At 48.0% G+C, this 254-nt stretch carries 1 pseudogene; it reads right to left on the reverse strand.

Going from position 1 to position 254, the window contains the following annotated elements:
- Window positions 1-194, reverse strand: a pseudogene (locus Q1A70_RS20675) (hypothetical protein); the annotation flags it as partial.
- Between the last annotated feature and the right edge of the window lie 60 nt (window positions 195-254).

Below are 254 nucleotides of genomic sequence, written 5' to 3' on the forward strand. Positions count from 1 at the left end.
TTGCTCTGCATGGCACTTTGAGCGATTTCTGACGCGGCTTTTACTGAGCCGTGATCAGTCATCGAAATATTGCCAATGTTGCCATTCACACCAGAGATAACCACACCAAGGTTATCGCCACTAATGGCACTAGTGCCGTTCGTGTTGGTTGTGTTTGTTGTGTTCGAACTTGAACTTCTGCCACCGCCACCCATTAGCATCCCTCCAATGTGAGTGATAAGACCGATTCATGATCCGTCTTACCTGAAACCACG

Origin of the sequence: uncultured Vibrio sp., assembly GCF_947488985.1 — a bacterium.
In the GTDB taxonomy this organism is placed as follows: Bacteria; Pseudomonadota; Gammaproteobacteria; order Enterobacterales; family Vibrionaceae; genus Vibrio.